Genomic DNA, 25,013 nt, shown 5'->3' with positions numbered 1-25,013 from the left:
AGCATAGGTGTCAGGGGCCGCGTGGCACAGGCCCAACACTCGGCGGAGCGATTACGGTGGGACCATGCGCATCGACATCCTCAGCCGCGAGTACCCGCCGCACGTCTATGGAGGCGCTGGCGTCCACGTCAACGAACTCGCGAAGGTCCTTCGAGAACACCTCGAGGTGAGAGTTCGGGCTTTTGATGGCCCTCGCGAAGAAGAAGGCGTCACCGGGTACACGGCCCTGGGCGGCGGCGTCGGCGACTCGTCGCTCGACGTCATTGCCCACAACCTGCCGATGGCGCGCGACTGCGAAGGCGCCGACCTGGTGCACTCGCACACGTGGTACGCCAACATGGCTGGTCACCTCGCCAAGACGCTGCACGGCATTCCTCACGTGGTGAGTGCGCACTCGCTTGAGCCTTTGCGGCCGTGGAAGGCCGAGCAGCTGGGAGGCGGCTACCGCGTGTCCAGCTGGATCGAGAAGACGGCGTACGAGGCGGCCGACGCCATCATCGCCGTGTCGGAGGGAATGAAGCGCGACGTATTGAGGTGCTACCCCGACGTCGACCCTGCCAGGGTCCACGTGGTGCACAACGGCATCGACGTCGACGCGTGGGCGGCGCCAGCGACTGAAGACGAGCGCACGGCGGCCGACGCCGTCGTCGCCCGGTATGGCATTGATCCTTCGCAACCGGCAATCGTATTCGTCGGCCGGATCACCCGCCAGAAAGGCTTGCCCTACTTCCTCAAGGCGGTCGAACAATTGCCACCCGAAATCCAGGTCGTGTTGTGCGCTGGAGCGCCCGACACCGCTCAGATCGCTCAGGAAGTCTCGGGAGCGGTGACCAAGCTTCAAAAGGAGCGCGGTGGCGTCATCTGGATCGAAGAGATGCTGCCTCGGCCCGAACTGGTTGCTGTACTCGACGCTTGTACGGCATTCGTGTGCCCCTCTGTGTACGAACCGCTTGGCATCGTCAATCTCGAGGCGATGGCTGTCGGCCTGCCAGTCGTTGCGACCGCCACCGGCGGGATCCCAGAGGTGGTCGATCACGGCGTGACGGGAACGCTCGTGCCGATCGACCAGGTTCAAGACGGCACTGGAACGCCGACTGATCCCGAGAAGTACGCGGCCGACTTGGCCGCAGCGTTGACCGAGATGGTGTCGGACCTCGATGCCGCGAAGGCGATGGGCAAGGCTGGCCGCCAGCGCGCCACCGACCACTTCTCATGGGACGCGATCGCGGAGCGCACCCTCGAGGTCTACCGCCACGTTCTGGGCTAGGCTCGACCGATATGAGCGAGGTCCTGCGGCTTGATGACGTCACGTTGCGTCGTGGAGACAATCAGGTGCTTGACGGCATCAGTTGGTCAGTGGAGCCGGCTGACCGGTGGGTGATCCTTGGCCCCAACGGAGCGGGCAAGACGTCCCTGATGACGGTGTGCTCTGCGCGGGCGCATCCCACCACAGGGACCGCCCACATTCTCGGTCAGCAACTGGGTGAGACGGACACGCACGAGCTCCGGATCAGGGTCGGCCTTGCTTCGGCCGCGCTCGCCGATCGGATCCCGCCCGACGAGACGGTGCACGACATCGTCATGACGGCCGCACACGGGGTCACGGGGCGGTGGCGTGAAGAGTACGAACACGTCGACGAGGTGCGCGCGGAAGACCTGCTGGCCGCTTTCGGCATGCATGCTTTCGCTCACCGCACCTTTGAGACGCTAAGTGAGGGCGAGCGCAAGCGAGTCCAGATCGCTCGGGCGCTCATGACGGACCCCGAACTGCTGCTGCTCGACGAGCCGGCTGCAGGACTCGACCTTGGCGGTCGCGAGGAGCTCTTGTCTGCGCTGACGGAGCTCGCCGGAGACAAGCGCTCTCCCGCAATGGTCATGGTGACCCATCACGTGGAGGAAGTGCCGGAGGGCTTCACGCACGCGCTGCTCTTGCGAGACGGCAAGGTCGTGGCTCAAGGCCGACTGGCGGACACGCTCACGAGCGCCAACTTGTCTGAGACCTACGGGATTCCCATTCAACTCTTTGCACAGGACGGTCGCTGGACCGCAAGGCGGTCGGGCTAACACATGGTGGGCAGGGGGGATGAGCAAAGAGGGATTCCATAGCCGGTTGGCGTCCTTCGCAGGGATGATCTCAGGCGTCCATCCCGCGGCCGATTCGGCCAAACGTCGCGCCTGGTAGCGTCCCATCTGAAAGGAGTTGCCATGGATTCACTGTGGTGGTTCGTCGGCGCGGCCGTGCTCGGCGCGATCGAAATCTTCACCCTCGACTTGACCTTCCTCATGCTCGCAGGAGGCGCGCTCGCGGGAGGTGTCGTCATTCTTGCAGGGGGGCCAGTAGTGCTCGCCGCTGTTGTCGCGCTCGTCGTTGCTGCGCTCTTGATGATGGCGCTCAGGCCGTGGCTCTTGCGCTCTTTGCGCAAGCGTGGTGTCGACCTGATCGAGACCAACATCAACGCGGTCGCCGGCACCAAGGCGCGCACGATTGATGTCATCACCGAGACCAGCGGCCGCATCAAGCTGCGCGGAGAGGTATGGACTGCTCGCATCGTCGATGATGCCGCTGTCATCCCCGAGGGCGCAGAAGTCATCGTCACCAAGATCGTCGGAGCGACGGCCATCGTCGTCCCAGAAGAGGAGTACACAGCATGACACCAGGACAACTTGTAGGGCTGGCGTTTATCGCCTTCGTCGCCATCTTTGTCATCTCGGCGATTGCCCGCGCCATCATCGTCGTCCGCCAGACGCAGGCCTACTTGGTCGAGCGCCTTGGCCGCTACAGCCGCACTCTCGACGCGGGGCTCCACTTCCTGGTGCCCTTCATCGACAGGGTGCGCGCGAAGGTCGACCTGCGGGAGCTCGTCTACTCGTTCCCGCCTCAGTCGGTCATCACCTCGGACAACCTGGTGGTTGACATCGACTCGGTGATCTACTTCCAGGTCACCGAGCCAAGGTCGGCCATCTACGAGATCGCGAACTACATCACCGGTGTGGAGCAGCTGACCACCACCACGCTGCGTAACATCGTCGGCACCATGGACCTCGAGCAGACGCTCACCTCGCGCGACCAGATCAACGGTCAACTGCGTGGAGTGCTTGACGAGGCCACCGGCAAGTGGGGCATTCGCGTCAACAGGGTTGAGTTGAAGGCGATCGAGCCGCCCATGTCCATCAAGGACTCGATGGAGAAGCAGATGCGTGCCGAGCGCGACCGCCGCGCCGCGATCCTCACGGCAGAGGGCGTGAAGCAGTCCAAGATCCTCACGGCGGAGGGCGAGAAGCAGTCGGCGATCCTGACCGCGGAGGGCGAGGCGCAGTCGCGCATTCTCCGTGCAGAGGGTGAGTCGCGGGCCATTTTGCAGGTGTTCGAAGCCATCCACGAGGGCGACGCCGACAGCAAGCTGCTGGCGTACCAGTACCTCCAGATGCTGCCAGAGATCGCCAAGAACGAGTCCAACAAGGTGTGGTTCGTGCCCACCGAGTTCACGGGCGCGCTCAAGTCGATCAGCGCCGCGTTTGGTGCGGAAGAGGACCCCGAGCCGCTCAAGGCCAACCCGAACCGCAAGAAGCGCACCAACATCACGTCTGCATTGACGGACCCGCGCGAGGCGCTGGCCGCAGCCAAGCGTGATGTGGAGGACGCGACGTCGGACGCCAACAGCTCGGGCACTCTGTCCGGCAGGCCGTTCGACCCCGACGCCGCCAAGGGTCAGTAAGGCTCGCACGCGAGAAGCCCCGGTGCCACACGGTGCCGGGGCTTTGTCGCACCCGCCACCCCGCAAGTGGCTTGATTCGTACCGCCGCGAGCCCCGCCACCCCGCAAATGGCTCAATTCGTACCGCCGCGAGCCCCGCTGTCCCATGTCATCGCAACCCAACGCTTTGCCAACCACGGGCGCCGACGAGCCCAGTCTCCAGTACGAATCAAGCCATTAGTGGCTGGATGACCCCATATCCGGTACGAATCAAGCCACTTCATGGGACTGGGACAATGGAGCCATGCCAGTCCTGCCCATCACCGACGCCTCCGACGAACGACTGGCGGACTACCGCAACCTCACCGATGTCGCACTGCGCCGCCGCATCGAGCCCGAGCGGGGCCTGTACATGGCGGAAGGCGCCAAGGTGATCGCCCGAGCGCTCGCGGCAGGCCATCTTCCGCGGTCCCTCCTGGTGAGCGAGCGCTGGCTCCCGTCCGTGGAGCACCTCGCGCCAGCGGAGATCCCCATCTACGTCGCGCCCGCCGCCGTGCTCGAGTCGGTCACCGGTTACGACGTCCACCGCGGCGCCCTCGCCTCCATGCGCCGTCCCGCGCTCCCTACGGTGGCCGACATCGCGAGGGACGCCCGCCTGGTGGTGGTGCTTGACGGCATCGTTGACCACACCAACGTGGGCGCGGCGTTCCGGTCTGCGGCGGGCCTCGGCGCCGACGCCGTGCTCGTCTCGCCCACGTGTGCCGACCCGCTCTACCGGCGTGCGGTCAAGGTCTCGATGGGAACGGTATTTCAGGTGCCGTGGACCCGCATCGAGCAGTGGCCTGCCGGTCTCGACGAGTTGCGCCAGGCGGGGTTTACCGTCGCGGCCTTGGCGCTCGCGGACGACGCCGTGGCATTGGAAGACTTCGCCGACGCCGGTCACGAGCGGGTCGCCTTGGTCATGGGCGCTGAGGGGGACGGGCTCGCGCCCGACGCGCTTGCGGCCGCCGACTACGTCGTCACCATCCCGATGGCAGGGGGAGTGGACTCGCTCAACGTGGCCGCGGCGTCGGCCGTTGCTGTGTGGGCATTGCGTCACTAAGGGAGCCTCTCAGGCGCGGGTGTGGCCGCCGTCACCCGCGCTCGCGCATGTCTGCCATTCGTGGCAGAATCGAACACATGTTCGAATGGCGTGCGGGTGGGTCCGCCGTTCCGTAGGCGACCGCTCGGGAGGTGACCATGGAGACTCAGGGGACTCGCCTCGCTGCCGCCAGGGCCGCATTGAGCGCCGTCGAATCGCGCATGGGAGCCGACCGCAAGGCGGCTGAGGGGCAAGCCTTCGCGCTCGACGAGGCGCTCACCTCGGTGCTCCCGCATGGCTTGCGCAGGGGGCAGGTGGTCGCGGTCGAGGGCTCGACGTCTCTGTTGCTCGCGCTTGTGGCGCGGGCCTCCAAGGAGGGCGCCTGGGCCGCCATGGTGGGCATGCCGAACGTGGGCGTGCTCGCGGCGGCGCGGCGCGGCATCGACCTGGACCGACTGGCTCTGATCCCGCACCCTGGGGCGCAAGCACCCGCTGCCTTGGGCGCGTGCATCGACGGCATGGACATCGTGATGGTCGGGCAGGGAATTGCCCTGTCGGACGCCGACCGCAGGCGACTTGCCGGGCGCGTCAGGGAGCGCGGTTGCGCCATGGTCGTTGCCGGTTCATGGGCGGGCGCCCAGATCCAGCTGACGGTCGAGAAGTCTCGGTGGAGGGGGCTCGGCGCAGGGGAGGGTCGCCTGCGCGAGCGCGATGTGACGATAGCGATTTCCGGACGCTCGGTGGGTGCTACACGACGGGTGATTGTCGCCCTCGATGCGGACGACGCCCCGGTGGCCTCCGACCGCACGAGCAGGCGCAAGGCGGTAGGGGACAGCATGGTTGGGGGCGGCGTCGTCAATAACGGAACCCTTGGCACGGGTGCGGCATGAGCGCCCCCTTGCGTGACGCCACCGTGGCGACGGTGCGCCGCGTGGTCCTGTGGGTGCCCGATTGGCCGGTAGTGGCTGCCATGGCTCAAGCAGGCCTCAGCGCCGATACCCCGGCGGCAGTACTTCACGGCAGGGGAATGCTGGCCGTCTCTGCGGCGGCACGCGCCGCGGGAGTGCGCAGGGGGATGCGCAAGCGCCTGGCCCAGAGGGCCTGTCCAGAGCTCGAGATCCTCCATCATGACGAGGGCAGGGACGCCCGCGAGTTCGAAGCCGTCGCCGCCGCCGCGGAGCAGGTCGTGGCTGGCGTGGAGATCTCGCGCCCGGGCCTGCTCATGATCCCCTCGGAGGGGGCCGCTCGCTTTCACGGCTCGGAAGAGGCGCTCGCGGAGGCGCTCGTGACCCAGGTGGCGGAAGATGCAGGCTGCGAGTCGGCGGTGGGCATCGCCGACGGCCTGCTTGCCGCCGTGATGGCAGCCAGGGCACATGCCTTGATCGAGCGCGGCCAGTCCCAGGGATTCCTCGCCCCCCTGCCGGTGAATGCCTTGGTGCACGCCGCCATGGAACGTACTCAACGCACCGAGGTGGAAGACCTCGTCAGTGTGCTCACGCGGCTGGGGCTGACCGCCCTTGGCGACTTCGCCGCGCTTCCCGCCGCCGACGTCGTCGCCCGCTTTGGTCACGTGGGCGCGTGGGCGCAGCGTATGGCAAAAGGGGAGGATGTCGCCCCTCCCGTCGTGAGGCGCGCGGAAGGCGACATCGCCGTCGGGTACGAGTTCGAGGACCCCGCCGAGAGGGTTGAGCAACTCGCGCTGGTGGCCGCCCACGTGGCAGACGAGCTCGATGCCGCCCTCCTGGCTGCCGCCTCGCGATGCTCCCGCGTGCGCATCGGCGCCCGCACCGTGACGGGGGACGAGCTGGTGAGGGTGTGGCGCACCGACGTGGGAAGCCGTTCGGGAGCCTTTTCTAAGCACATGGCCGACAGGGTGCGCTGGCAACTCGAGGGGTGGCTGTCCGGCACCGCGACGGGGCCGCAACCAGCGCCGCTCACGGCGCTCACGCTCACCGCTGAGGACGTGGTGCCGCTCGGATCAGAGCAATCGTTCTTGTGGGGCGGCACGTCGGGGGCCGATGCCAGGGCACACCGAGCACTTGAACGCGTCCAGGGGCTGTTGGGGGCCGAAGGTGTGTTGGCGGTGGCAGAGCAGGGCGGCCGCACTCCGCGCGACCGCGTGCACTCGCTCGCATGGGGACAAGAGGGGGAGCCTGCCCGGCGGGTCAGCCACCCGTGGCCAGGCCGCATCCCCGATCCCGCCCCGGCGACGGTGCTTCCAGTGCCGCTCGAGATTCACGTGCTCGACGCTGGCGGAAGCCCCGTGCGGGTCGACCGGCGCCTCGCGGTGAGCGCCCCTCCCACCTGGGTGCGCCTGCAGGCAGACCCGCGCGACAAGGTGGCGCGCGCGGCGCACCGGCATCCGTCGTCTGGTCATGTGGGCGGCGACGACGGCCCTGTGTGGGCACCACCCCTGCCGATCGAGGCGTGGGCGGGTCCGTGGCCGATTGCGGAGCGATGGTGGTCGGGCGAGGCATCACGGCGCGCTTTCCTGCAGGTGGCGCTGCGCGGCGAGGATGCCCAGACGGGGGCGGCACTTCTGATCGCTCTCCACGAGGGGCGCTGGATGCTCGAGGCCGTCTATGACTGAGTGTGTGCGATGACGGAGTGCCTCCCATGACCGAATGCGTCGACTACGCGGAGTTGCACGCCCACTCGGCCTTCAGCTTTCTCGACGGCGCCAGCCAACCGGAAGAGATGGCGGCAGAGGCTGGGCGCCTGGGATTGTCGGCGATGGCGCTCACCGATCACGACGGACTGTATGGCGTGGTGCGCTTCGCCAATGCCGCCAGAGCGGTAGGCCTGCCCACCATCGTCGGCGCGGAACTTCACCTGCCCGCGCCTGACGGCAAGGCAGGCGCGCCCGTCCTGGACGCGCCCACCGGCACTCCCGACCCGCGCGGCACCCACCTGGTGGTGCTCGCGCGGGGCACCGACGGCTACGCGCGGCTATCTCGCACCATCGGCATGGCACACCTCGCCGCAGGGGAGAAGGGCATGGCTCACTACACGCTCGAAGGGATCGCCGACGCGGGGGCAGGGCAATTTCTGGTGCTCACCGGTTGCCGCAAGGGTGTGGTGCGGCGGGCGCTCGCAGGGATCGGGGTACCTGGGGTGGGGCCCGACGCTCATGCCAGGGGAGTAACGAGGGAGGGCTTTGCGGCGGCCAAGGCCGAACTGGACCGGCTGGCTGCGCTCTTTGGTCGCGAGGGCGTGGCCGTGGAGATCACCGACACCGGCCAGCCGCACGATTCAGAGATCAACGACGCCCTCGCCGATCTCGCTTTCGACGCAGGGTTGCCGCTCGTAGCGACCACCAATGCGCACTACGCGACCCCACGGGACGCGGACTTGGCCGCAGCGCTCGCCGCCGTGCGGGCGCGCTCCTCCCTCGATGACATGGACGGCTGGCTGCCGGGGAGCCCTGGCTCTCATCTGCGCAGCGCTGGTGAGATGCGGTGGAGGCATCGGCGCCACCCTCAGGCAGTCACGACCGCCTCCAGGCTGGGCTCAGAGGCCGCCTTCGACCTGCACCTGGTGGCGCCACAGCTCCCGCCGTATCCCGTGCCTGACGGCCATACGGAGGCGTCGTGGCTGCGTGAGCTCACGTACAGGGGCGCGCGGGAGCGGTACGGCACTCCTGATGCGGAGCGAGTCAAGGGTGCCTGGAAGCAAATCGAGCATGAACTCGCGGTGATCGAGGCGCTCGACTTCCCCGGCTACTTCCTGATCGTGCATGACATTGTGAGCTTCTGCAGGCGCGCCGACATCCTGTGCCAGGGCCGTGGATCCGCCGCGAACTCAGCGGTGTGCTTTGCGCTGGGCGTCACGGCGGTGGACGCGGTGACCCACGGACTGCTGTTCGAGCGGTTCCTCGCGCCGGAACGGGATGGACCGCCAGACATTGACGTGGACATCGAGTCCGACAGGCGTGAAGAGGTCATCCAGTACGTCTTCCAGCGCTTTGGACGTATCAACGCCGCCATGGTGGCCAACGTGATCCAGTACCGGCCGCGGTCGGCTGTGAGGGACGCCGCCAAGGCCCTCGGCTTCGACGTCGGCCAGCAAGATGCCTGGTCAAAGTCGATCGACAGGTGGTCGACGCTACGCACCGATCAGGAGGCAGAGGCGGCATGGGCAGCCAGGCAGCGCGACGCCATGTGGCCGGAACCGCAGCCAGTGCAGCCGCTGGATCACATCCCAGAACCGGTCCTCGACCTCGCAGAACGGCTCTTGCGATTGCCTAGGCACTTGGGCATCCACCCCGGCGGCATGGTGTTGTGCGACCGGCCGGTCGTTGACGTCTGTCCTGTCGAGTGGGCGCGCATGCCTGGCCGCACCGTGCTGCAGTGGGATAAGGACGATTGCGCCGACGCTGGGCTCGTGAAGTTCGACCTGCTGGGCCTTGGCATGCTGTCGGCGCTGAAGTACGCGTTCCGCTTTGTCTGCGACACCGAGCGCCAAGACCTTGGCTTGCACTCGTTGCCTCAAGAGGACCCTGCTGTGTACGACCTACTGTGCGCGGCCGACACGGTGGGGGTGTTCCAGGTCGAGTCTCGTGCGCAAATGGCCACGCTGCCGCGCCTGCGACCACGCCGGTTCTACGACATCGTGGTGGAAGTTGCCCTCATCAGGCCTGGGCCCATCCAGGGCGGCTCGGTGCACCCCTACATCAACAGGGTGAGGGGGCGTGAGGAGATTACGTACCTGCACCCGCTGCTGGAGAAGTCGCTTGGCAAGACGCTCGGCGTGCCGTTGTTCCAAGAGCAACTCATGCAGATGGCGATGGACTGCGGTGGCTTTGACGGCGCCTTGGCCGATCAGTTGCGCAGGGCGATGGGCTCCAAGCGTTCCCCCGAGCGCATGGAGGCCCTCCGCGCCCGCTTCATGGTGGGAGCGAACGAGCGTGGCATCACGGCCGACGTGGCGCACCGGATTTTCGACAAGCTCAAGGCTTTTGCCGACTTCGGCTTCCCCGAGTCTCACTCCTTTTCCTTCGCGTACCTCGTGTACGCCTCGAGTTGGCTCAAGGTCCACAAGCCAGCCGCCTTCTATGCGGGACTACTGGCCGCGCAACCGATGGGGTTCTATAGCCCGCAGTCGCTCACCGCCGACGCGAGGCGTCACGGGCAGGTGGTGCTGAGGCCGTGCGTGGCGCGCTCGGAGGTGCTGGCGCAAGTGGAGAGGCTCGACGACCCCTTCGAGACTCCGGCAGAGGCGCGCGCCGACATGACCGCGCTCATCAACGTCGACAGGCATCTCGCCGTGCGCATGGGCCTGGCAGCAGTGCGTGGGTTGGGCGATGACGCCGCCCAGGCCATCGTCGACGCCCGGGCGCAAGGGCCATTCACCTCGCTGTCCGATATGGCCAGGCGGGTGCGGGTGCGTCCAGGGGGCTTTCGAGGCGCGGTGTTGCGCACGCATACGCAAGCGGCCGACGCTATGGCAGGTGGGTCAGGAGCTCAGGCCGGTCAAGGAAACGGTGGTCGCGACACGGCATCGCCGAGCCCGTCCCTCGCCGACGTGGGTGCCAAGCCGCTCAGCAAGGCTCAGTGGGAGGCCCTCGCCACCTCGGGCGCGCTCGAGACCCTCGGGGTGACCCGTCGAGAAGGATTGTGGGCTGCCGGGGTCCTCGCGCTCGAAGGTCCCGATACCCTGCCCGGCGTCGTGCCAGGAGTGCAGGCACCCGCTTTGCCAGGCATGACTCCTGTAGAAGAGGCGGTCGCCGACGTCTGGGCACATGGAGTGTCTGTCGATACGTACCCCACTGTGTTTGTGCGGGAGGGGCTTGATAAGAACGGCGTGCTGACCGTCGCCAACGTCCTGACTCACGAACCAGAGCGGCGCGTGAGTGTCGCGGGTGTGGTGACGCACCGGCAGCGACCTGGAACCGCCAAGGGGGTGACGTTCATCTCGCTCGAGGATGAGACTGGCTTCCTCAACGTGATCTGCTCTCAGGGTGTCTGGAGACGCTTTCAGGCGGTCGCCAGACGCGCACCCGCGCTCGTGATCAGGGGTCGCATCGAGCGGGCCGACGGCGCGACCAATCTGGTGGCGGAGCACATGGCTCCCCTCAGCCTGAAGGTGCCTGCCAAGAGCCGCGATTTCCAGTAGGCGGCGCAGAGCTCGGCGTCGTCGCCCTGCCCCTCGTCTTGTTCGCGTTGCGAGGTGCCCCGAGTCGGCTCACGATGGAGAGATGACCGCCGCCAACGTTCGCGTACTCGATGGACACCGGATTACCATCACCCACCCTGACAAGGTGATGTACCCGTCCACTGGCATGACCAAGCTAGATGTGGTCACTTACCTTGAAGCGATCGCTCCCCACCTGCTGAGGCATGCCAGCGCACGCGCCGCTACCCGCAAGCGCTGGGTCAACGGGGTTGGCACTGAGGATCACCAGGAAGATGGCTTCTTTCACAAGAACCTCGACGACGGCGCGCCGTCGTGGATCCACGCGCGTACCCTCAAGCACGCCGACCACTCGAATCGTTATCCGCTACTCGACTCTGCCGCTGTTCTTGCGTGGTACGCCCAGCACGGCACTCTTGAGTTCCACGTGCCGCAGTGGCGCTTTGGCGCTCACGGCAAGCATCTGAATCCAGACCGCGTCGTGCTCGACCTTGACCCGGGGCCAGGAGTCGAGCTCGCCGCGTGTGCGGAGGTTGCCGTGGCGGTCCGCGCCGCCTTGGCCCAACGCGGAATCGAGAGTGTGCCGGTCACGAGCGGTTCCAAGGGCATCCATGTCTACGGGAGTCTTGACGGCTCGCTCACCTCGGACGCCGCAACGGAACTGGTGCGCGAACTCGCCTACGAGATCGAGGGCACTCACTCAGACATGGTCACGGCGACCATGTCGAAGAGCGAGCGGGCAGGCAAGGTCTTTCTCGATTGGAGCCAGAACCGGGCCTCCAAGAGCACGGTCGCTCCGTACTCCTTGCGAGGACGGCTCCGCCCATGGGTGGCGTGCCCGCGTACTTGGGACGAACTGGAAGCCTCAGACCTCGCTCAGGTCGAGCATCATGAGGCCAGCGAACTCGTGGCTCGCCGCGGAGACCCGCTCTCTGTCCTTGTCTCGTAGTCTGTGACGCTGCAGGGACAGTGTCCCCGCAGCCGCGCCACTAGACCAGGCTCACCGCGACGGTGAAGCCAGCGACCACGATGGCCTCCATGGACATCAGCTTGACCAGGATGTTGAGCCCAGGTCCCGAGGTGTCCTTGAAGGGGTCGCCCACGGTATCGCCGATGACGGCAGCCTTGTGAGCCTCCGAGCCCTTGCCGCCGTGGTGACCCTCCTCGATGTACTTCTTGGCGTTGTCCCACGCGCCGCCGGCGTTCGCCATGAACATCGACAGGGAGAACCCTGCCGCGCCCGCACCCGCCAACAGGCCGAGCACGCCTGGCACTCCGAAGATGAGGCCGATGACGACAGGGGCCGAGATCGCGAGGATCGACGGCATCATCATTTCGTGTTGAGCAGCCTTGGTCGAGATGGAGACGCACCGCGCATAGTCGGGCTCAGCGTCGCCGCTCATGATGCCGGGGATGTCACGGAACTGCCTGCGCACCTCATCGACCATGAGGCCAGCGGCCCGGCCGACGGCCTTCATGGTGATGCCGGAGAAGACGAAGGCGAGCATGGCGCCGGTGAACATTCCGATGATGACCTTGGGGTTGACCAGCACCACCTCGTAGCGCGTCATCATCTCCATGAGGTCGAGAGATTGGAGCTCTTCGACGGCGGTCGACGGCAGGATCGAGCCGTCGGGGAAGGCGTAGTCCTTGCCGCGTTCGAGCACGTGCGAGATGCCGATCTTGACCTCTTCGATATACGAGGCAAGCAAAGCGATACCGGTGAGGGCTGCGGAACCGATCGCGAATCCCTTGCCCGTCGCGGCGGTCGTGTTGCCCAGTGAGTCGAGTGCGTCGGTGCGCTCGCGCACCTCGGGAGGAAGCCCGCTCATCTCGGCGTTGCCGCCAGCGTTGTCGGCGATCGGGCCGTAAGCGTCGGTCGCAAGCGTGATGCCCAGCGTTGAGAGCATTCCGACGGCCGCCATGCCGATTCCATAGAGCCCGAGGCTCATGGTGTCAGTGCCGAACGCATACCCAGAACCGAAGAAGTAGGCGAGCCCGGTTCCCGACACCACCGCGAGCACAGGGATGGCGACGGACATCATGCCCTCGCCGACGCCGCCGATGATGACGGTCGCAGGGCCCGTCTTGGAGGCCGCCGCAATCCGCATTGTCGGCTTGTAGCCCTGGGAGGTGAAGTACTCTGCGGCACGGCCGATCGTGATGCCGGTGAGGAGGCCGACGATGAGCGCAAGCCACAGTCCCCAGAGGTTCGGCATTCCCATGCCAGCGAGCACAGCGAGGGAGCTCACGGCGATCATCACGGCCGAACCGTTCACGCCGCGCCCGAGCGAGGCGAGCAACTGCTTGGGGGTGGCGCCTTCCTTGGTACTGACCAAGAACACTCCGAGTACCGACAGCAGCGTGCCGAGCGCGCCGATCACCATGGGCGCGATGACGGCCTTGAGCTGGACTTCCGAGCCAGAGGTCATGTACGCCGCCGCGCCAAGTGCGGCGGAGGCGAGGATGACGCCCACATAGGACTCGTAGAGGTCGGCACCCATGCCCGCAACGTCGCCGACGTTGTCGCCCACGTTGTCGGCGATCGTGGCGGGGTTGCGCGGGTCGTCCTCAGGGATTCCCGCCTCAATTTTGCCTACCAAGTCAGCGCCAACGTCGGCCGCCTTGGTGAAGATACCGCCGCCGACGCGTGCGAAGAGCGATTGCACCGCGGCGCCCATGCCGAACGTCAGCATCGTGGTGGTGATCACGATCACTTGCTGGGCGTCGTCAGTGCCGTAGAACTGCGTGAGTACCAGGAACCACACGGCGATGTCGAGCAGCCCAAGGCCGACGACGGTCAACCCCATGACAGCCCCTGACCGGAACGCGACGCGCAGGCCGTGGTTGAGTGACTCGCGCGCGGCGTTTGCAGTGCGCGCGGATGCGTACGTCGCGGTGCGCATTCCGATGAATCCGGCGAGTCCCGAGAAGAGGCCTCCTGTCAGGAAGGCAAACGGCACCCAAGGATTCTGCATGTGGAACACGTACGCGAGCAGACAGAACACCAAGGTCAGCGACACCAGCACGATGCCGACGACCTTGTACTGCTGCTTGAGGTACGCGATGGCACCTGCGCGGACGTGTGCAGCGATCTTGGCCATCGTCTCCGTGCCTTCCGACTCCTTCATCATTTGCTTGAAGAAGCCGTAGGCGGCGCCGAGGGCGACGATCGACGCGGCAGGCACGAGCCAGAACCAGGCGGGCATGTCGAGGCCTTTCTATGGTGGTGGAGGCCTACTGGCCGAAGGTGGACTGGGCGGAGCGCCACCAAGCGCGGTGTTCGCGCTCGAGGGCATCCCTACTGGGCAAGGGGAACGCCGAGATGCCGCTGGAGTCTCCAACGAAGACGCCGTTTCGGATCGTGCGGAAAAGCACCTCTTGGGTCATCTGCCGCAACACGGTCTTGGTGGCCTTGTCTGGCGCCGCGGCGAGTTCACGCAGGCAGTCACGCAAGTGGCCGATGTTCGGATAAGGCAAATTGTCGATGTCGGGGTGATCGGGGTTGTTCTTGAGGTTGCCAAGGGTGAGTTCCGCAAAGACGATGCGCGGCACGTGCACGTTGCGGCGGCTGCCGGTGATGAAGGTCGCGAACTCCGCGGGGTTGAGGTGGGACACGATGCGGGGCGTGACGGGGCACAGTTCCTGGTACAGATGTGTGCGGTCCTCGCCATCCGGGACGAAATCCTGAGGCGTGACCGTGAGCACCCTGCCGTCATCTGTGGCGAGGTGAAGCGCCGTCAACGCGTTGCGTGGTACCCGTTCGAGCGCGCGATAGATCGTCAGATAGAGCGACCTCTTAGGGCTGCCGTCTTCGTGAGCGACGCAGCGGGCTTCCACGTCTTCCCAAGGCAACCCGGCGTCGCCAAGCTTTTCGCGGTCGACGGAGAAGAAGATGGCCTGGCCGTGTGAGCGCTTGGCGGATCCGATCGAGTAATAGAGCCCGAAGTCATCAGGCGGCAACATCGATGCGATGAGTGCCTCAGGAATGAGCGACAAGTACAAGTAGGTGGTCATGGCGTTGCTCCCGTCGACGGTGACGACTTACTTGACGGTAGCGATGGTGCGCGGTCGCGCGCGGGGCCATTGGTCCCTGCGCATCGGACATTTCCCACGAGCAGCAGGGGCAACACCTGGCTGGGAATGGAAGCCACTTCGCGCGGGTTGCTGACAAAGCAGGACAAATACAACGAAAGGACACGCCATGTGGGACACGATTCTGTGGATCATTGCCGTCATCGTTGGAATCATCGGCATCGTGAGGCTCTTCCAGCGTCAGATTCTGTGGGGCATCGTGCTGATCATCGCCGCTCTGCTCATCGGGCCGGGAGGCGTGAGCCTCTTCACCTGATGCGAGCTAGCGCGTCTGCCGCCGCGCGTCGCCTGCTGCATGCCAAATGACGGTCTCCGTCGTGCTAGCATTGCCGTCGCGCTTGAGCGCCCTTAGGGGCGCGCAAGTCCACTCGTCCGGGTGGCGGAATTGGCAGACGCGCTAGCTTGAGGTGCTAGTGCCCTAACGGGCGTGGGGGTTCAAGTCCCCCCTCGGACACCATCTGGAAATAGAGGACCGGCGTGATCGGTCATACCGTGCACGCAGCAACATGACGCCGGGGGAGGACAATGGCGCCCGACGTCACCATGCACCCTGATCACAAGTGGCCTGGCCGCCTGATCGACTCCCTCGAGCATCGCGCCGCCCGTTTCGACGACTCGATCCGTAGCCGCGTGATCGTCGGGTTGGTCTACGTCTTCGTGTCGCTCGCTGTCGTGATTCCCGTGATCTTTGGTGGCGGACAGGCGATGTCGAGGATCGACGAGCCCACCCACGCGGATCTTGCGTATGAGATCTCGCACTTCCGTATCCCTGCCAAGGGATCGGAGATCGCGCCGGAGATCCGGGACATCTGGGCGTGCATGGGCCAAGAGCGCTACGAGTTGCCTGACTGCGGGTCTTCTGCTCCTGCGTGGCGCTTCCCCTACGACGGCGAGAACTACAACTTCTCGCACCCGCCGCTCTACTACGCGTTGGTGGGATTTCCCGCCCGCGTCGTGGACGATGTGACGGAGCTCAACTTTGTCGAGGCCGCGCGCCTCAGCGGCATCCTGTGGCTCGCCGGGGGCATGTTCATGCTCTTTGTCGCGTTGCGGCGTTGGAAAGTTGACCCTGCCGTCGCGATCGTGGCGCCGCTCCTGCTCGTGTCATTTCCGCGCGTCCTTCACGCATCGACAACAGTGAACCCCGACGCCGTTGCCCCCCTCGCTGGAGCGCTCGCATTGTGGTTGGCGGCGCGGATCTTCCTGGAGCAGTCAAGGGATTGGGTGCTTCCTACCCTCTTCATCGGTTTGGTGGGACTGACCAAGTTCATCACCACGATTCCCTTTATCGCACTCGCGGTTCTGGTTGTGGTGCGAGCCATTCGCGACAAGGGATTCCGCGGCCTGAGGTCTCGCGACGCCTTCATGCCCGGAGCGATGGCCAGCGCGATCCTTGTTCCGTACGTGGTGTGGGAGACGATCCAAGCAGGAAGGGGCGATAGTTCGTGGACGAACCCGCTGGTGGGTATCAACACCAGGGACGTCATGGGCTTGCCGGGCTCCGAGTGGATCGAGACCCTGTTCGTCGGATTCAATCTGGCCTCTGACTATTACATCCAGCCTCCTCTCGACATCGCGCTGCTCATCACGTGGACCAGGCTCCTCAACATGCTCGTCATCGGAGCCATGCTCGCGACGGTCGTCGCGTTTGCCAAGGAGCCTGAACGTCGCTCACTTGGCTGGCTCCTCGGTATCGGCGCGGTGCTCTACCCCCTCGCCGTCCAGATTCAGGCGTATGGCAATACCGCGATCCCTCAGTACTTCCCGAACCCGACGGGAAGGTATGGCTTGGCTCTGATACCGGGAGCGATTGCCTGCCTGGTGATGGCCGCGACCAAGGCCGGCTACCGGCGTGCCACGTACGTGCTCGCAGTCGCGGGGCTTGTGGTGGTGGTCGTCGTCGTGTCAGTCGGCCTTCAACGCATGCCGTCTTAATCTGCCGACGCTCACACCGCCCGCCGTCACATGCGCGGTAGCCTGGCCGCATGCCGCCAGTGTCAGTGACGTCCCTCGCCCAAGATCTGATGCGCATCGACACGTCGAACTTTGGGGACGAACCGGGGCCGGGCGAGAGGGTCGCGGCGGAGTATGTCGCAGGCTTCCTGTCGGACCTGGGGCTCGATGCAGTGATTCGGGAGTCCGAGCCGACGCGCGCGAGCTTGACTGCACTCTGGGAAGGCGCTGATAGGACGCGGCCGCCGCTCGTGCTACACGGCCATCTCGATGTCGTTCCTGCCTTCGCCGAGGACTGGTCGGTCGACCCCTTCGCGGCAGAGGTGAAGGAGGGGATGATCTGGGGCAGGGGAGCCGTCGACATGAAGGGCGTCGACGCGATGTACCTCGAGGCTGTGCGCAGGATCGTCTCGACCGGTCGCAAGCCTGCTCGCGACATCGTGATCGCGTTCTTCGCCGATGAGGAGCACGGCGGACGACGGGGCGCAGGCTGGATGGTGGAGAACCATCCTGATGACTTCAGGGGCGCGACAGAGGCGATCAGTGAGGTCGGCGGATTCTCGATTCAGATCGCAGGCAGACGGACCTACCTGATCCAGACGGCCGAAAAGGGCATCCAGTGGCTCAAGCTCGCTGCGTCAGGCGTTCAGGGTCATGGGAGCCTGGTGCACCACGACAATGCGGTGGCACATCTTGCTGGCGCGATGTCGCGCATCGGAGAGCACCGCTGGCCGCTCGACATCACCCCCACAGTGGAACACTTGTTGAGGGGCGCAGCTGAACTCCTTGAGATTGACTACGAGCCATCGGAGGAGCGAGTCGCGCAGATTATTGCGGCGATGGGGCCAGTCAGTCGCATGATTGAGGCTTCGGTGCGCAACACCTCCAATCCGACGATGCTGGACGCGGGATACAAGGTCAATGTGATCCCCGACGTGGCGAAGGGTCTGGTGGACACCCGCTTCTTGCCAGGGCAGCAAGAAGAGGTGCTGCGCACCATCGAGGAACTTGCCGGTACGCACGTCAAGGTGGAGCCGTACATCAATGAGGGAGCGATGGAGTTTCCTTTTGACTCCCCGCTGGTCGACAAGATGATCGCGGCGCTTCATACGGCCGACCCTGGCGCCGTGGTGTTGCCGTACTCCCTCATGGGCGGTACGGATAACAAGCACCTGGCCAAACTGGGGATCTCTGGGTATGGCTTTGCGCCGCTCAAGCTTCCAGCAGACTTGGACTTCTCTTCGCTCTTCCATGGCATTGACGAGCGGGTACCGATCGACAGCCTCGAGGTGGGCGCCGACGTCGTCGAGCAGTTCCTGCTCGACTGCTAGCGACGTCCTCGTGAACCGTTACGCGGCGTCAGTGCGTTCCACGTGCATCGTCCTGCGCCGTAGCCAGACGCGCCTGGCTCCTCCAACAAACACGATGCTGCGCGCGAGCTCCCAACGGCCATACTCCGCTTGCTCAGACAGCAGCTGAGTGGTCTCCCCGCGACTGATGTCTCGCGGGATGTCTACCACCCGCCATTGCGTGTGCGAGTTTGACTGACGCCTCTCGAGGCGCGGATTGATGACGTGTCCTGAGGCCAAGTGAGTCGCGTCCGTCATCTTGTCTCCCATCTAACCCCGTATGGGGGGTAACGTCATCTCCATGAGCACCAACGCCCGCGAGGCATTGCGACAGTTGACGGGGGCGCTCGAGGCCCACCTTGAGGCAGTCATCGCGCGCCGTAGCACGGAGGACGCGGCGGTTGACGATGCCTTCGACGCGGTGGCTGAAGCATTCGAACGGTACGAGGACGCTCTTGATTCCGCGTTCGGAGAGTCGTTGCCGGTCGTCCTCGACGAGTTCGATGATGGAGAAGACGAAGACGCAGAGGCTGGCGATGACGGCGAAGCCGACGATGACGACGACGACGATGACGAGGACCTCGAGCCGATAGACGGGCACGCCGTCGAGAACGAGGACGACATGGACGACGAGATCGAGGAGTTCGACCTCAGGTAAGTCACGGAGCCCTCTCGCCGCGCGGTCATGGCTTAGCGCCTTTCCGGGTATCCGAAGGTCGGCGAGGTGACGTCGTCGAGCGCAGTGCGAATGGGCTCTGGCAACACGAGGTCTTCTGCGGCGAGGCTCGGCGCAAGTTGTTCGGCGGTGCGCGCACCCACGATCGCCGACGCGACCCCCGGAGCGTCCCTGACCCACGCAAGCGCGACTTCGTGAGCGGACCTGCCAAGGCCGTCGGCCGCCGTCATCAATGCCGTGACAACCGATGCTGCGCGCGGGGTGAGATAGGGCTCGACGAACCCGGCGAGATGGTCGGAGGCTGCTCGCGAGTCCGCGGGGATAGCGTGGGCGTACTTGCCGGTCAGCACCCCTCGCCCGAGCGGCGACCAGGCCAGGATTCCCATGCCAAGCGATTGAGCCGCGGGGACCACCTCGCGCTCGATTCCTCTCTCGAGCAGTGAGTACTCCATTTGAGCCGCCGCAGGGGCTGCGGCGTCTCTTGCTACCGACGCGGCGCGCGCCAATGCCCAACCCGGGAAGTTGGAAACTCCGACCTGGCGGGCCCTGCCTGTGGTGAGCGCTACCTCGAGCGCGTGCATCGTCTCTTCCAGCGGCGTCACGGGATCAAAGGTATGCACCAGCCACAGATCGACGTGATCCGTTTCGAGCCGCTTGAGCGACGCGTCAAGGGTGTCGAGCAGAGCACCTCGTGAAGCGTCGATGACGCCGCCCTCAGGCGTCCGCCTCACGCCGGCCTTCGTGCAAATCTGGAACTCAGAACGCGCAAATCCGCCTGCCAAGAGGGACCCGATCACTGACTCTGATCCACCATCGGCGTACGTCGCAGCAGTGTCGATCAGGGAGCCGCCAGCGTCCGCAAACGCGCCGAGCAGCCTGCCGGCCTCTTCCCTCGACGTGTCACGCGACCAGGTCATGGTTCCGAGCGCGAGGCGAGAGACCTCAGCCCCTCTGTTCCCGAGACGTCTGCGCTGCATGCGAGCGAACCTACCCGCGCGCGTCGTGGTCGGAGGCGCGACGCGCGGGAAGTAGCCTGTCCGACATGAGTTGGTGGGAAGCCGTCGTCCTTGGCCTGGTCCAGGGCCTTACTGAGTTTTTGCCGATTTCCTCATCGGCGCACATCAGGGTGATTGGCCCGTTGCTTCCCCACGGCGGCGATCCAGGCGCAGCGTTCACCGCCATCATCCAGCTGGGTACCGAGGCCGCCGTGCTCTTGTACTTTCGCCACGACATCGCGCGGATCATCGCCGCATGGGTCAGGGCATTGCGTGGCCAGGACGGGGCGGACAGGGCTTCTCGCCTAGGAGCCAAGAACGCCGACGCCAGGATGGGTTGGTGGGTCATCCTCGGTTCCGTACCGATCGTGATAGTAGGCGTGTTGTTCAAGGATGCGATTGAGACCAGCGTGCGCAACCTGTACATCACAGCGACCGTCTTGGCGGTCTTCGGAGTCATCCTGGGCGCGGTCGATCGCCTGCGTCCCGCCGAGCGCGAACTCGACACGCTTCGCGCCAAAGATGCGGTGATGCTCGGGCTGGCGCAAGCGGCGGCGCTCATTCCTGGCGTCTCGCGTTCAGGCGGCACCATCACGATGGCGCGCTGGCTCGGGCTGACCCGCCAATCGGCCGCCCGCTACTCATTTCTGCTCGCGATCCCCGCGGTGGTGGGGTCTGCGTTCTTTGAACTCGCAACCAGTTTTGAGGATCTGACCGCGCCTGGTGGTCCTGGGATTGCTGCGACCATCATCGCAACCATGGTGGCCTTCGGCGTCGGCTACGCGGTCATCGTGTGGTTCCTGCGCATGATCACCACCCGCTCGTTCATGCCGTTCGTGGTCTATCGGGTCGCGTTTGCCGCCGTGATCTTTGTCCTGCTTGGCGTTGGCGCCGTCGCGGCGATCTAACCTTCGCGGTTTCCGGCTGAGAGGGCTCCTGCCTATTGCTTGCCTAGACCGCCGTCGCGCCTGCGCAAGAACTGCTCGAACTCAGCGGCGATCGCCTCGCCTGAAGCCTCGGGAAGGCTCGCCTCGTCCATCACGGACTCGAGTTGGCGTACGTGCTCGCCGATCTCCTCGTCGTCCTCGGCAAGCTCGTCTGCGCCGCGAGTCCACGCGTCGGCCTCGTCCGGCAGCTCGCCAAGGTTGATGGGCACCCCAACGAGCCTCTCGATTTGGCCGAGGAGAGCGAGGGTTGCCTTGGGGTTCGGCGGATGTGCCACATAGTGGGGGACGCCCACCCACATGGACAGCACCGTGATCCCGCGCGCCTGGGCTTCGTGGGCCAGCACGCCGACGATCCCGGTAGGCCCTTCGTAGTCGGAGCGCTCAAGACCCCACAGCCGTCTCGCATGGTCGCTTTCAGACGACACAAACGTGGGGAACGGACGGGTGTGTGGGACATCCACCAGCAACGCTCCGCACGTGATGAGGGTGGTCACCTCGAGGTCCTCCGCGTAATCGAGCAGTTCCCCGCAGAATTGCCGCCAGCGCATCGACGGCTCAATGCCTCTCACGAGCGAGACGCGCCTGTCAGGCGTCGAGACGCCTGCGCACGTCGACACGACTGTCCCTGGCCACGAGATGACCTTCTCGCCATCGGGCAAGCGCGACAGCGTCGGCCTACTGACCTGAAAGTCGTGGTAATCCTCGGGGTCCATGGCGCCATACTCTTGCGCATCCCACATCTCGGCCACGTGGTCGATGGCGTGGGATGCGGCGCTGCCTGCGTCGTTCCAACCCTCGAATGCCGCCACCATGATTGACTCGCGGGGCGGCCCTGGGGACACGGGGGGCTGTTCACTCATCTCCCCAGCCTAAACTGCTACTCCGTGACCTCTCTCGCACTCCCCGCCGCCGTCCTGTGGGACATGGACGGAACCTTGATCGACACCGAGCCCTACTGGATGGAGGCGGAGGCGGCTCTCGCCGCCCGCTTCGGAGTCGAGTGGACGCAGGAAGACGGGCTGAGCCTTGTTGGCAACGCCCTCGACACCTCGGCACAAGTCTTCATCGACCGAGGGGTTCCCCTCGGCCAGGAGGAGATCATCTCGACGATGGTCGCGCACGTCAGCGCGAGAGCGCGAGAACACATGCCGTGGCAGACGGACGCGCGTGCACTACTCGCGGAGGTGGCAGCAGCAGGAGTTCCCTGCGCCCTGGTCACGATGTCGATTGGCGCCCTCGTCGACGAGTTCATCGGCGCCGTTGGTGGAGCATTCTCCGTCGTGGTGACAGGAGATCAGGTGCGCAGGGGCAAGCCAGATCCAGAGGCCTACCTTCTTGCAGCGGAGCGACTTGGCGTGACCGCAAGCCAATGCATCGCGATCGAGGACTCGCCTGCCGGCGTGGCGAGTGCCCACGCATCTGGGGCGGTCACCATCGGAGTGCGCAGGCACGCGGACTTGCCTGCTCTACCCGGACTGTCGCGGCTGAAGGACTTGCACGGTGTGGGACTGGACGGAATCTCACAGTTTTTCGCAGGCCAGGTGAGAGACGAGCTTCACGCGAACTGAACCGGTTGCCTCACATGAACGGGGCCGGTGACGATTCTCAAGCGAGGGGCGACGCAGACCTAAGCTGAGGACACGTGAGATGACTCGACTCAATGCAATGTCGATCCAGGGCCGAGTCTTGGTCATTGTGGGCGTGCTCGGGGTCGGGCTTGGGGTCCTCATCTGGCTCGCTTCGAGCCAGATCCAGGCTCGCATCATGACGGAACGCCAGGCCGCCACCCGCCAGGTGGTCGAGGAGGCCGTCGGGGTGGTCGCCGCCTTCGCCGCACGCGCCGACGCAGGCGAGATCTCCACGACGGAGGCTCAGGAGCAGGCGGCCGCCACTCTCAAGCAGCTCCGCTACTCCGGCGAGGAGTATTTCTGGATCAACGACATGACGCCCATGATGATCATGCACCCGTTCAAGCCGGAGCTCGACGGCACCGATGTGAGCGGGATCACCGACCCAGACGGCAACACCATCTTCGTCGACTTCGTCGACGTCGTGGCGGCCGAAGGCGAAGGCTTTGTGGAGTATCAATGGCCGAAGCCAGGTGTCGAAGAACCGCAACCCAAGGTGTCCTATGTTTCCGGGTTCGAACCGTGGGGTTGGGTCATCGGTTCGGGTGTCTACGTCGACGACGTCCAGGCTGTGGCTATCAAGGAAGCGATGCGGCTGGTCTTGTATGGCCTGATCGTCCTCGCGTTCGGCGGCGCCTCGGCGTTCGTGATCGGCCGCAGCATCGTGGTGAGGGTGAACTCGGCGACGGCGGCCCTTGCGAGCGGCGACTTGTCGACGCGGTTGCCCGCAGGGCGCGGCAAGACGGAACTCGAGCGGCTCGCGGTGGCGCTCAACGCCACACTCGACCAATCCGCGGAGGTGGCACAGAAGGTTACGAGTGCGATCGGCGATCTCGATGCGGCCGCCACACAACTCGTGCGGTCATCAGACACGATGGCGAGCGACGCTCAACACACGACCGACCGCACGCTTGAGGTCACGGGGGCTGCGCAAGAGGTCTCCACCGGAATCGACACGGTCGCAGCAGGAACGCATCAGATGGGCGCCTCGATCAAGGAGATCGCCGAGAACGCCCAGAAGGTCGCTCGCATGGCTGCAGAGGCCGTCGTGGCCGCCGAGTCGACCAACCGCACCGTCGTGGCCCTCGGTGAGTCTTCTGCCGAGATCAGCGAAGTCGTCAAGGTCATCACTCAGATCGCGAGCCAGACCAACCTCCTTGCGCTCAACGCGACCATCGAGGCTGCGCGCGCAGGGGAGGCAGGTTCCGGCTTCGCCGTGGTGGCGGGAGAGGTCAAGGACCTCGCTCAAGAGACCGCGAAGGCTACCGGCGGCATCTCCGCGAGGGTCGAACTCATTCAGGCGACCGTTGCTCAAGCGGCACAGGACATCTCCCACATCGGCGACATCATTCAGAACATCAGCGAGTACCAGGGCACGATCGCTGGCGCCGTTGAGGAGCAGACGGCCACTACCGCCGAGATGGCAGCCAATACCGAGCGGATCGCTGGCGGCGGTCGCAGCATTGCGGCCGCTCTTGACGAGGTAGGGGAGTCCACCAGGAGGACGTCGGAGGAGTTAGCCGACATCCGCGCGGCCGCGGCTGAACTCGCCGAGACGTCGTCTCGCCTGCGCGCTGCGGTGGGAGTCCGCTAGACAGGCGTGCCCGGCTTGTGGTCGGGCGTGATTCCCGTGGCGCGAGCGACGGCCTCGGGGTCTAGCGAGGGGACGGTCCCTCCGAATTCCGGGCACAGGCTCTGGAACGAGCACCAGGCGCACAACTTCGACGGTGACGTGGGGAAGTGACCGGCGGCGGCGTTCGACTGGATGGAGTTCCACGTCGATCTCACGCGCGACTCCGCAGCGGCGACATCGGCCTCACTTGGCGTCAGCTCCTTGACACCGCCGTCGCGCAGATAAAGCAGCCTCATCAGCGCCGGTCTGGTGCCCTCCACCCGCTCAACGAGCAGCGCATAGAACTTCATCTGGAAGTCAGCCTGATCCCCGTAGCCCGGCCGGGGTGTCTTGCCTGACTTGTAGTCGATGATGCGGAGCGCACCATCCGGGGCCCTGTCGATGCGGTCGATGACCCCGCGAATCGACGGGCCATTCTCGAGCGAGGACTCCAGCCGGACTTCACGGCCGTGCGGCTCGAGACGTGTCGGATTCTCGACGACGAAGTAGGTGCCGATGCGCGCACGTGCGTCATCAAAGAACTGCGCGCGCTCGGCTGAATCAGCGAGGAGTTCTTCGAGTTCAGGGCGCTCGGCGACGAGGTCCTCCCAGGCGGGTGCGAGGAGTGTGCGCGCGGCCGCGGCGTCTCGCTCTGAAGCGGGAAGGTCGAACAAGCGCTCTAGGACCAAGTGCACCAGTGTTCCCAGCGTGGTGGCGCGCTGCGGCGCTTCGGGGATCCTGTCGATCACTCTGAGGCGATAGAGGTAGGCGCACTGCGCGTAATCGTTGGCTCGCGACGGGGAAAGTCCTGGGGCGCTCGACATGGCTCCACCCTAGGCCGGGAGTCCGAC

General features: G+C 65.6%; 22 protein-coding genes and 1 tRNA gene. 17 read left to right on the top strand and 6 right to left on the bottom strand.

Annotated features, from left to right (window positions below; genetic code table 11):
• Positions 1 to 64: 64 nt before the first annotated feature.
• The 9 genes from glgA to ligD all read left to right on the top strand — a co-directional run bounded on the left by glgA (position 65) and on the right by ligD (position 11,856).
• A complete protein-coding gene (gene glgA, locus LGT36_RS05660) occupies positions 65 to 1,267 on the top strand; it encodes a glycogen synthase (RefSeq protein ID WP_226097006.1) in 1,203 nt (400 codons plus the stop codon).
• A gap of 11 nt (positions 1,268 to 1,278) precedes the next feature.
• Positions 1,279 to 2,064, top strand: a complete 786-nt coding sequence (locus LGT36_RS05655; protein WP_226097007.1) for an ABC transporter ATP-binding protein — start codon at positions 1,279 to 1,281, stop codon at positions 2,062 to 2,064.
• 141 nt (positions 2,065 to 2,205) lie between these two features.
• Complete coding sequence (locus LGT36_RS05650; protein ID WP_226097008.1) at positions 2,206 to 2,652, top strand: NfeD family protein; 447 nt, start codon at positions 2,206 to 2,208, stop codon at positions 2,650 to 2,652.
• Positions 2,649 to 3,716: an SPFH domain-containing protein gene (locus LGT36_RS05645; protein ID WP_226097009.1), complete on the top strand. Its 1,068-nt coding sequence runs from the start codon at positions 2,649 to 2,651 to the stop codon at positions 3,714 to 3,716. Before LGT36_RS05650 ends, LGT36_RS05645 begins: the two co-directional genes overlap by 4 nt.
• Positions 3,717 to 3,998: 282 nt before the next feature.
• Positions 3,999 to 4,796, top strand: coding sequence for an RNA methyltransferase (locus tag LGT36_RS05640; RefSeq protein WP_226097010.1), 798 nt, complete (start codon positions 3,999 to 4,001; stop codon positions 4,794 to 4,796).
• A 137-nt stretch (positions 4,797 to 4,933) separates the two neighbouring features.
• The gene (locus LGT36_RS05635; protein ID WP_226097011.1) at positions 4,934 to 5,665 is read left to right on the top strand and encodes a hypothetical protein; all 732 of its coding nucleotides are present in this window, start codon (positions 4,934 to 4,936) and stop codon (positions 5,663 to 5,665) included.
• On the top strand, positions 5,662 to 7,365 hold the full coding sequence (locus tag LGT36_RS05630) for a DNA polymerase Y family protein (protein ID WP_226097012.1): 1,704 nt from the start codon (positions 5,662 to 5,664) through the stop codon (positions 7,363 to 7,365). Before LGT36_RS05635 ends, LGT36_RS05630 begins: the two co-directional genes overlap by 4 nt.
• 26 nt (positions 7,366 to 7,391) lie before the next feature.
• Complete coding sequence (locus LGT36_RS05625) at positions 7,392 to 10,889, top strand: error-prone DNA polymerase (RefSeq protein ID WP_226264703.1); 3,498 nt, start codon at positions 7,392 to 7,394, stop codon at positions 10,887 to 10,889.
• Positions 10,890 to 10,971: 82 nt separating this feature from the next.
• Positions 10,972 to 11,856 (top strand): non-homologous end-joining DNA ligase, encoded by an 885-nt coding sequence (ligD, locus tag LGT36_RS05620; protein ID WP_226096539.1) that lies wholly within the window; start codon positions 10,972 to 10,974, stop codon positions 11,854 to 11,856.
• Positions 11,857 to 11,896: 40 nt separating this feature from the next.
• Here ligD and LGT36_RS05615 read toward each other — a convergent pair whose 3' ends face one another.
• Positions 11,897 to 14,116: a sodium-translocating pyrophosphatase gene (locus tag LGT36_RS05615; RefSeq protein WP_226096540.1), complete on the bottom strand. Its 2,220-nt coding sequence runs from the start codon at positions 14,114 to 14,116 to the stop codon at positions 11,897 to 11,899.
• Between the two features lie 28 nt (positions 14,117 to 14,144).
• Positions 14,145 to 14,924, bottom strand: coding sequence for a hypothetical protein (locus LGT36_RS05610; RefSeq protein ID WP_226096541.1), 780 nt, complete (start codon positions 14,922 to 14,924; stop codon positions 14,145 to 14,147).
• A gap of 187 nt (positions 14,925 to 15,111) precedes the next feature.
• Between LGT36_RS05610 and LGT36_RS05605 the strand changes: the two genes are divergently transcribed.
• From LGT36_RS05605 to LGT36_RS05590, 4 genes are all read left to right on the top strand, one after another.
• Positions 15,112 to 15,258: a GPGG-motif small membrane protein gene (locus LGT36_RS05605; RefSeq protein ID WP_226096542.1), complete on the top strand. Its 147-nt coding sequence runs from the start codon at positions 15,112 to 15,114 to the stop codon at positions 15,256 to 15,258.
• A gap of 114 nt (positions 15,259 to 15,372) precedes the next feature.
• A tRNA-Leu gene (locus LGT36_RS05600) sits at positions 15,373 to 15,459 on the top strand.
• A gap of 68 nt (positions 15,460 to 15,527) precedes the next feature.
• Positions 15,528 to 16,937 (top strand): glycosyltransferase family 39 protein, encoded by a 1,410-nt coding sequence (locus LGT36_RS05595; protein ID WP_226096543.1) that lies wholly within the window; start codon positions 15,528 to 15,530, stop codon positions 16,935 to 16,937.
• Between the two features lie 50 nt (positions 16,938 to 16,987).
• Positions 16,988 to 18,286, top strand: coding sequence for a M20/M25/M40 family metallo-hydrolase (locus tag LGT36_RS05590; protein ID WP_226096544.1), 1,299 nt, complete (start codon positions 16,988 to 16,990; stop codon positions 18,284 to 18,286).
• Between the two features lie 18 nt (positions 18,287 to 18,304).
• Here the strand turns inward: LGT36_RS05590 and LGT36_RS05585 are convergent, their stop codons facing one another.
• Entirely contained in the window at positions 18,305 to 18,562 is a 258-nt protein-coding gene (locus LGT36_RS05585) for a DUF5703 family protein (protein ID WP_226096545.1), read from the bottom strand.
• Positions 18,563 to 18,605: 43 nt separating this feature from the next.
• On the opposite strand from LGT36_RS05585, the gene LGT36_RS05580 reads away from it, so the two are divergent.
• Positions 18,606 to 18,962 (top strand): primosomal protein, encoded by a 357-nt coding sequence (locus LGT36_RS05580; protein ID WP_226096546.1) that lies wholly within the window; start codon positions 18,606 to 18,608, stop codon positions 18,960 to 18,962.
• A 32-nt stretch (positions 18,963 to 18,994) separates the two neighbouring features.
• Here LGT36_RS05580 and LGT36_RS05575 read toward each other — a convergent pair whose 3' ends face one another.
• A complete protein-coding gene (locus LGT36_RS05575) occupies positions 18,995 to 19,957 on the bottom strand; it encodes an aldo/keto reductase (protein ID WP_226096547.1) in 963 nt (320 codons plus the stop codon).
• A gap of 65 nt (positions 19,958 to 20,022) precedes the next feature.
• Between LGT36_RS05575 and LGT36_RS05570 the strand changes: the two genes are divergently transcribed.
• Positions 20,023 to 20,883 (top strand): undecaprenyl-diphosphate phosphatase, encoded by an 861-nt coding sequence (locus LGT36_RS05570; protein WP_226096548.1) that lies wholly within the window; start codon positions 20,023 to 20,025, stop codon positions 20,881 to 20,883.
• A 32-nt stretch (positions 20,884 to 20,915) separates the two neighbouring features.
• Here LGT36_RS05570 and LGT36_RS05565 read toward each other — a convergent pair whose 3' ends face one another.
• The gene (locus LGT36_RS05565; RefSeq protein ID WP_226096549.1) at positions 20,916 to 21,782 is read right to left on the bottom strand and encodes a PAC2 family protein; all 867 of its coding nucleotides are present in this window, start codon (positions 21,780 to 21,782) and stop codon (positions 20,916 to 20,918) included.
• A gap of 24 nt (positions 21,783 to 21,806) precedes the next feature.
• Here LGT36_RS05565 and LGT36_RS05560 point away from each other — a divergent pair, with 24 nt between their 5' ends.
• Together LGT36_RS05560 and LGT36_RS05555 are read left to right on the top strand one after the other, a co-directional pair.
• A complete protein-coding gene (locus tag LGT36_RS05560) occupies positions 21,807 to 22,490 on the top strand; it encodes an HAD family phosphatase (protein ID WP_226096550.1) in 684 nt (227 codons plus the stop codon).
• Positions 22,491 to 22,569: 79 nt separating this feature from the next.
• On the top strand, positions 22,570 to 24,144 hold the full coding sequence (locus LGT36_RS05555; protein WP_226096551.1) for a methyl-accepting chemotaxis protein: 1,575 nt from the start codon (positions 22,570 to 22,572) through the stop codon (positions 24,142 to 24,144).
• Here the strand turns inward: LGT36_RS05555 and LGT36_RS05550 are convergent.
• Complete coding sequence (locus tag LGT36_RS05550) at positions 24,141 to 24,986, bottom strand: PD-(D/E)XK nuclease family protein (protein ID WP_226096552.1); 846 nt, start codon at positions 24,984 to 24,986, stop codon at positions 24,141 to 24,143. The genes LGT36_RS05555 and LGT36_RS05550 overlap by 4 nt on opposite strands.
• Positions 24,987 to 25,013: the final 27 nt, after the last annotated feature.

The organism is Demequina sp. TMPB413 (assembly GCF_020447105.2).
Lineage (GTDB): Bacteria > Actinomycetota > Actinomycetes > Actinomycetales > Demequinaceae > Demequina.
This window is presented reverse-complemented; position numbering and strand designations above follow the sequence as displayed.